We start from the raw sequence: 7,519 nt of genomic DNA on the forward strand, positions 1-7,519 counted from the left end.
GGCATTCTTTCTCAATCATAAATCATGGCTATCAATCTAATATCAGCGGTTCCAGGCGGTGGCAAATCATCCTACATTGTCTGGCATGTCATCAAACCAGCGGTGGAAGCAGGGCGCATCGTTTATACCGTTGGTATCCCCAAACTGAAAATACCCACCATTGTTAAAAAATATTCGGATATCTCAAAGTGGCACGAGCGCACCTGCAAAAATCCGGAAGTATTCGACGAATCAGACCGGATCTATGAACTGAATAATTTTGCAGAAGGCTCACTCATCGTAATTGACGAGGCCTACAAGCTCTGGCCGGCTGCTGGACGTGCCAAAGCATCAGAAGATATCGAATACCTAAGAGAACATCGCCATCACGGCCTTGATATCTATATCGTCGCGCAAACACCCAGCTACATACACTCTGACGTACTAGGACTGGTGGAAAAGCATCTGCACATCACACCGACATGGAAGGGGAGACGTATCTATGAATGGTCAGAATATTGCAGCACGCCACGCCTTAAAACATCAAAAGAAAACGCGGTTGAAAGCGTTTATAAATTGCCGACAAAAGCGTTCGATTTATACGAATCCGCATCAATTCATACTAAACAGAGTAAAAAAATACCTCTGAAATTCTGGGCATCTATCGTAGCCATCATACTTGCGCCATTAATGGCGTATCTGGCAATAGACCGCATCAAATCGCGCGTTACGGGTGAGAATGTGGCAAAACAGGAAGAAATCAAAGAGGAAAAAGAAGCGCCTAAAATAATCAACCACACGCCACAGAACCTAACACCAGCGCCGCAGCCCGAAAAAATCGCACCTGTCACTCATACGCTTGTATCAGACCGTGTGGACTGGTCAAAAGTACTAACATGTGTATCCAGCAAAAAACAATGTATTTGCTACGGTCACAGTGTAGAACAGCTCGTTATACCTGATGAAACCTGTCGGCTTGCGTCTAAGCATGGATTTCCACGCGTTTCAAAATCAACAAATTTATAAAGGTGGATTTATGGAAAATATCAAGCGGTGATTATTAATTGTTACAGTGTAACAATTAATTTGCTTTATCATGCATTTTCAACCATTCCTTCAGAGCTTCATCGATACGGGATTGCCAACCAGCACCCGTATCCTTGAATGATTTCACCACTTCACGTGATAAACGAATAGTAATCTGTTCCTTATCTGTTTCTACACGCTTTAATTGCTTCAATTCGCTCTCTGAGAGCTCGTAAGTGTCCGAATCAGCATCGATACCAGCTTGAATAGCTCTTTCTTCCTCTGGAGTAGGCAATTTGATCTTTCTGCCTGATTTAGTTTTGAGATACATAATATTTAACCTCTCTTTGATTAGCCTTTCTTAGACTGATAATACGCCGCTCATTATCCCGATCAGTAAACACTACGCAATAAAGCCGGTCATCAACCAGTGCATAGCCAATCATGCGTTTTTCCCCGTATTCTTTCCGCTCATCCTGCTTGGCCAACAACGTATCCCATTCAATCATAAGCGCCAAGCTCAATGGCACACCATGCTTAGCTAAATTTGTACTGTTCTTGGTCTGATCAAATACAATCTTCATCAACTGTAACTAATCACCATAGTTACAGTTTAATTTTGCTGCCAGTTCGTTGATCGCTTGCTCAATTAACTCACGTTTGCTTTTACCCGTATATTTTGCCATTCTACGTAAGTTTGCAGCTGGATGTGCATCTAACATCACCTGGACACGCGTTAAATTCAGCCCAAATGGATCCTTAAATGCTCTATCTCTATACTCTCGTTGTCTTTCTGCGCTCGTTTTAGCCATTTCTTTTACTTAAATTGTTATGCTGTAACGATAGCATACAATTGTTACACTGTAACGGGGAAGGGGGTGTTATGCCGATAAATAGAATCTATAACCAATGATAACCTACCGATAATGTTTTTTCTTTTAAGGTGCCTTTCCTGCTTCTCTCAATCCGTCAAGGGCGCGTTAGCGCTTGCGAAGCCCTTGACGGGCACGATTGAGATACGCTCTGCATTCAGTCCGAGAAAAGAATCATCTCTCGGACTGATGCCCAGCGGCGAGCGCGTTTTTATATATTTAATGACGACTAGCAGAAAATGAGAGAAGGGTGCCCTGGTAGAACCCTTACCCCGAAGGGGTAGGACGTCAGGGGGAAACCCTTTTTTGTCGCAGGTAAAACCGGAATGTTGCCAGCTTCGCGCTTATTTATACACCCCATCCTCCTGCTAAACCATAATCTTAATTAACCTGGTAAGGATTTTCGAGGGAGAAGTAATTAGAAGAGTGCACTAGTACAATAGGTCTACCATAATCTCTCACTTGCTACTACAGGTAGTAAGCAGTATATTAAGATTAAGCGTTTAAATGACGCTTGAATATGGAAATGAGGAAAATGGTTTAAATGTTTAGGACGCATTCCAACATTTTCCTCACCCTTAATAACATATAAACGGAGGTGTTTTTGACAGATAAGAAAAAATCAAAATCCAATCTTGTTTACATATGTGTAATCATATACACATTGCTAAACATTATGTTTAATAATAGCGAAGAAATCAACCCACATTTTCACGAAAATGTTGAACAGCAGAAAGAACAGCGTAGGTATCTCCAAGAGGCATACGCTTTTGATGCTGGGTTTAGTTTTAATAAACTTAATCTTAGGTTGAATTTGCGGTTTGAGAAAAAACTAAATTAAGCCGCAAAATACTAGACTGAATGGAATGCACTAATATTATAGTGCTCTGTTCAGTTTAGTTTTCTGAGTTGACCAAGAATATTCCATTAAATAGTGTGTACTTAATTATTACTACTTGGTTTAACGCCACATTTAGAATTACGATTTATTTCAGTGTAAAATTCTTGTGCTAAATTAGATGTGAATTCTTCTGATTCTTTTGATGTATTTCTTGCGGCGAGTTGCTGAAGCACGCGAAAAAAAGTCAACAAACCATGACGTAATGCAAAAAAGCGAAGCATGCTATTTAATTCACTCTTACAAATCTCAATGCTGATTACGTAAGTTTTAAATATTATCTCGTATAATTCATCGCTTCTTGTTGCGGTCGTAAGAGGAGCCTTCTTGAATATAAGTAACCTATCAACTAGTTTATGGAGTTTGAGTGCTTCAACTGGATATATCCCAGAGATCTCTTCAATGGATGACTGAAGTGAATCGAGGAGCAATGGTGGTTCTAAAAAATAGCGTTCTGTAAATAATTTTCGACTATTCTCAAATTCTTTCCAACTAACTGTATATTTGTTTAAGTGCTCACAAATATTCTGCAATGTCTGGACATGCTCATGTATAAAAAGGAGCTTTGATATAAGACGGCCTATACTCTTAAGTTTGTCAGAACGTTTGTTTATGCCTGAAGATAAAAGGGACAGTAACCACCCGAGAATTACACCAATTAGTGGCCAAATATATTTTTCGTTCAATGCTTTCTCTTATGGAGGTATATTAAATAAACTGTTCTGCGGTCTTAAAAACGCCTGACTTGAGAATCAGACGTTTTTGGAATTATCGGGACTTTAGTTTGTTTTGAGTTTATTAAGAAAAACTCTTCTGTAACATCATGCCAAAACGGCTTTCAAGTATAACTTGCCGCCTATAGAAATCAGCCTTAATTTCTAGTGCTTCAATTTCCGCGTTACTCTCTTCAAGTTGTTTCTTTAATAATCTGATTTCACTTTCTAAGCTAGCTACAAGTTGGCATTTCCAGAATAGGGCTCTAATTTCGCCAGGAGTAAAGCCACGCCGCCATTCAGGCACAAACAGCATACCGTCTTTGAAAACGTGACCCTCCCAATCTTTGCCTAACAAAGCAGTAGCATCACCATTGACATACAGCTTTAAGAGTCTGATAGCTGATTCAGGGATCTTCTTTGTTCCTTTCTTCCAGCGCTTGATTGTTTCTTGATTTTCACCCGTTATTTTTTCAATTTCCAGACTGTTTATACTTCTTATTAGGTTGTCCATTCTATTTGCCTCCTTTAAGGCAAAATGATTGCAAAACAAAAATCAGGGTGATGCTTCTAAAAGAATGATGATAAGTATCTATCATCAAGGTTGATATGGCTTGTCAGGAATAGGGCTATTGCAGGGAGTTAAACTCTAAGTGATAAATCTGGGTGGATGAATTTTGAGAGTAATCTAAAAATATATTCTAAAAATCGATCCGATGATTTTTTGGAATTCCTTCTACGATAACTCCATTTAACATAATACACATTATACGCAATTCTCGACGTATGAGATTCAGAAGGAAATCTGATCATTTTTCATACTATCTCTATAGGCTGTTAGGCTTTTTTCCGCAAAACGATTTTGCGGGTTAATAAGATGACGACATAACAAACGCAATTCCTCTCGATCAACGCCTAAGTCAAGCAGGCGTTTTTTTTCGACCGCTGCATAGCGATAATGTCTCCGGCGTTCAGATGGTTTACGAGCAGCTCGAATAAACCAATAAATATTATATAAATTAGAAAACATAGCGCATATCCTACAAAAGAAGAATCATGGCATAACGAAGAATAGAAGCATATTCGAGCAAACAAATAGACAGTATAGTTACTAGACTATTACAAATACTGAGTTTTCTTCCTAAATCACTTATGTTGCTGCTACTAATATGATAAAAGCGAACAAATATGTTAAAAGTATAATTATTTGATAGTCATAAAAGTCACAATCTTAAATGAAAAATATTGCATCAGAAATTAGGACAAGCACCGCAACAATAACCATTCTATTTTTTAGTCTCAAAGGGTGTTCTTAAGCTGGAAATCACCAGACACATATAAAACAGCTAATATTATGATTAGAAATTTATTATATAAAGTACCCTTATGGGATGCGCTAAAAGTATTAGGTAATAACAAAATAGTTAGAAGCTCTTACTTTTGGCTATTTTTTGTCCCGGCTACTGCAAAAGTATTGGAAGGTATCAAAGACACTCTCAGCTTCACCATTTTTGATGAAACTATCACTTTAAATATGGCACTTCCTTTTAGTTGGCAAATGTTCTATTTAAGCTCAGTGTTCTTTTCTTTAGGTAGCGCTGTATATTCCATATGCTGCCCTGGATCAATAAAAAAATATAATAATTTCAATGAATGGAAAGAAAGAGGAAAGGACGAATCCGCACTTATAAGAGCATTTTTTAATATATACCGCTATGACTCATATTATATGTGGCCATTTTCAATACCAGATAGTAAAAAGAATTATTTCGTCAAACATCTCATCTGTTATAGTGGTGATTACAAACAAATAAAAAAAAATGAAAGTATCCCGATAGCTCTTATCAAATCTGGGATTCCTGAAGAAAATCTCAAAGAAACTTTTCATTACGTCCAAGATATATTTTCATCTACCAAACCCATACCCAGGCTTTTTTGTACGATATGTTACTCACTGGGATTTGCATTCTTTTGTATTGTTTTAATCGAGAACTTTATCTATGTCTTCAACAATGGTTTGCTATAACAAGCGACCTGGGGAATCCATGATTTTGGCAGTCAGCTTGATGCCAAGAGCTTTCATGACGGCCAATGTTGTTTTAAGGGTTGGATTGCCGTTTTCACTAAAAGAGCGGTAAAGCTGTTCGCGGGAAAGACCAGTTTGTTCCGCAATCTGTTTCATGCCTTTAGATCGGGCTACAACGCCTAGTGCGTGGGCAATATAGCCAGCATCGTCTGATTCAAAAGCATCGGCCATATACACCGCTATGGCCTCGGCAGAGGTCAATTCTTCGGCTATATCAAAAGTAGTCAGTTTTTCAGTCATGTCATTCGCTCCATTCTTCAGCTAAACGCTTTGCAGTTTTAATGTCTTTGTCCTGCGTGCTTTTGTCGCCACCGCAGAGTAAAACAATGATGGCGTTTTTTCGCTTCTGAAAATAAATTCGATAACCTGGACCATAATGGATACGTAATTCACTAATTCCCTGCCCTATAGGTTCTACGTCGCCAGTGTGGCCGTAGGTAAGGCGTCCCAATCGCGAAAGAATCAAGCCGCGGGCGCGTTCGTCTTTAAGTCTCCCCCACCATTTCTTAAATGTTTCAGTTTGTTGTATTTCGACCATTTTAATGTAGTGTAGTTTAATAACTACGAATGATCAATATCGGATGTCTTGTAAGGGGCTGATGGGTTGGGATCGGCGCGATGCTGGATGCATCGCGGTTTGACCCGCGACGGAAAGCCGGTGCCCCCTCGACAGCCCGCAAGCGGGCGCCCAGTCAGGGAACCCACCAACATTTCCTGCTAGTCGTTTTTGTGGTCTTCTTTTGGATTATCTTCCACCCAGATTTTGTAACGAAACACCAGGCTAATTATGAAAAGTATTTCTTTAGCCCAGTGAGGTATTTTCGCCGGTATGAGTTCATCAATGCAAGAATGGTAAATGTAATAAAGCAGCGGAATGTTATTAATACGTTCATCAATTTCACTAATAAGGAAGATAAATAACATTTTTCTAGATCTTATTATTAGAAACTGTTTGATTAGGTGATCGAGGAAACCCATGATTAGAAGCAAGTCGACAGGTTTCATCAGGTATTACCAGCTGTTCTACGCTGTGGCCATAGCAAATGCATCGCGCTTTGCTGGAAACACAAGTTAATACCTTAGACCAATCAATACGGTCTGATACAAGCGTGTGTGTGACAGGTATTATTTTTTCGGGTTGTGGCGCTGGTGTGTGGTTCTGTGGCGTGTGGTTGACTATTTTTGGCGCTTCTTTTTCATCTTTGATTTCTTCCTGTTTTGCCACATTCTCACCCGTCACGCGCGATTTGATGCGGTCTATTGCCAGATACGCCATTAATGGCGCAAGTATGATGGCTGCGATAGATGCCCAGAATTTCAGAGGTATTTTTTTACTCTGTTTAGTATGAATTGAGGCAGATTCGTATAAATCGAACGCTTTTGTCGGCAATTTATAAACGCTTTCAACCGCGTTTTCTTTTGATGTTTTAAGACGTGGCGTGCTGCAATATTCTGACCATTCATAGATACGTCTGCCCTTCCATGTGGGCGTAATGTGCAGATGCTTTTCCACCAGTCCTAGTACGTCAGAGTGTATGTAGCTGGGTGTTTGCGCGACGATATAGATATCAAGGCCGTGATGACGGTGTTCTCTGAGGTATTCGATATCTTCTGATGCTTTGGCACGTCCAGCAGCTGGCCAAAGCTTGTAGGCTTCGTCAATAACGATGAGTGAGCCTTCTGCAAAATTATTCAATTCATAGATCCGGTCTGATTCGTCAAATACTTCCGGATTTTTGCAGGTGCGCTCGTGCCACTTGGATATATCTGCATATTTTTTAACGATGGTGGGTATTTTCAGCTTGGGGATACCAACGGTATAAACGATGCGCCCTGCTTCCACCGCTGGCTTGATGACATGCCAGACAATGTAGGATGATTTGCCACCGCCTGGAACCGCTGATATTAGATTGATAGCCATGATTTATGATTGAGAAAGAATGCC

General features: G+C 39.8%; 11 protein-coding genes. 2 read left to right on the forward strand and 9 right to left on the reverse strand.

What is annotated here, in order from left to right:
• The first annotated feature begins 24 nt into the window (after window positions 1–24).
• Entirely contained in the window at window positions 25–1,005 is a 981-nt protein-coding gene (locus tag BM283_RS16615) for a zonular occludens toxin domain-containing protein (protein WP_090695118.1), read from the forward strand.
• 55 nt (window positions 1,006–1,060) lie between these two features.
• On the opposite strand, the gene BM283_RS16620 is transcribed toward BM283_RS16615, so the two are convergent.
• The 6 genes from BM283_RS16620 to BM283_RS16650 form a co-directional block, all read right to left on the reverse strand.
• Window positions 1,061–1,336: a BrnA antitoxin family protein gene (locus BM283_RS16620; protein ID WP_090695121.1), complete on the reverse strand. Its 276-nt coding sequence runs from the start codon at window positions 1,334–1,336 to the stop codon at window positions 1,061–1,063.
• Window positions 1,320–1,589, reverse strand: a complete 270-nt coding sequence (locus BM283_RS16625; protein ID WP_090695123.1) for a BrnT family toxin — start codon at window positions 1,587–1,589, stop codon at window positions 1,320–1,322. The genes BM283_RS16620 and BM283_RS16625 overlap by 17 nt, the downstream gene beginning before the upstream one ends.
• Window positions 1,590–1,598: 9 nt before the next feature.
• Window positions 1,599–1,817: a ribbon-helix-helix protein, CopG family gene (locus BM283_RS16630; protein WP_090695124.1), complete on the reverse strand. Its 219-nt coding sequence runs from the start codon at window positions 1,815–1,817 to the stop codon at window positions 1,599–1,601.
• 1,002 nt (window positions 1,818–2,819) lie between these two features.
• Window positions 2,820–3,461, reverse strand: coding sequence for a hypothetical protein (locus tag BM283_RS16640; RefSeq protein WP_090695129.1), 642 nt, complete (start codon window positions 3,459–3,461; stop codon window positions 2,820–2,822).
• A gap of 112 nt (window positions 3,462–3,573) precedes the next feature.
• Window positions 3,574–4,002, reverse strand: a complete 429-nt coding sequence (locus BM283_RS16645) for a hypothetical protein (RefSeq protein WP_090695131.1) — start codon at window positions 4,000–4,002, stop codon at window positions 3,574–3,576.
• A 279-nt stretch (window positions 4,003–4,281) separates the two neighbouring features.
• Entirely contained in the window at window positions 4,282–4,518 is a 237-nt protein-coding gene (locus tag BM283_RS16650; protein ID WP_090695133.1) for a hypothetical protein, read from the reverse strand.
• A 324-nt stretch (window positions 4,519–4,842) separates the two neighbouring features.
• Here BM283_RS16650 and BM283_RS16655 point away from each other — a divergent pair, with 324 nt between their 5' ends.
• Complete coding sequence (locus tag BM283_RS16655; RefSeq protein ID WP_090695136.1) at window positions 4,843–5,514, forward strand: hypothetical protein; 672 nt, start codon at window positions 4,843–4,845, stop codon at window positions 5,512–5,514.
• On the opposite strand, the gene BM283_RS16660 is transcribed toward BM283_RS16655, so the two are convergent.
• The 3 genes from BM283_RS16660 to BM283_RS16675 form a co-directional block, all read right to left on the reverse strand.
• A complete protein-coding gene (locus tag BM283_RS16660; protein ID WP_090695137.1) occupies window positions 5,509–5,814 on the reverse strand; it encodes an addiction module antidote protein in 306 nt (101 codons plus the stop codon). The genes BM283_RS16655 and BM283_RS16660 overlap by 6 nt on opposite strands.
• 1 nt (window position 5,815) lies before the next feature.
• Window positions 5,816–6,112 (reverse strand): type II toxin-antitoxin system RelE/ParE family toxin, encoded by a 297-nt coding sequence (locus tag BM283_RS16665; RefSeq protein WP_090695140.1) that lies wholly within the window; start codon window positions 6,110–6,112, stop codon window positions 5,816–5,818.
• A 390-nt stretch (window positions 6,113–6,502) separates the two neighbouring features.
• Window positions 6,503–7,495, reverse strand: a complete 993-nt coding sequence (locus tag BM283_RS16675) for a zonular occludens toxin domain-containing protein (protein WP_090695144.1) — start codon at window positions 7,493–7,495, stop codon at window positions 6,503–6,505.
• Window positions 7,496–7,519: the final 24 nt, after the last annotated feature.

Origin of the sequence: Nitrosomonas sp. Nm34, assembly GCF_900113925.1 — a bacterium.
Classification (GTDB): Bacteria; Pseudomonadota; Gammaproteobacteria; order Burkholderiales; family Nitrosomonadaceae; genus Nitrosomonas.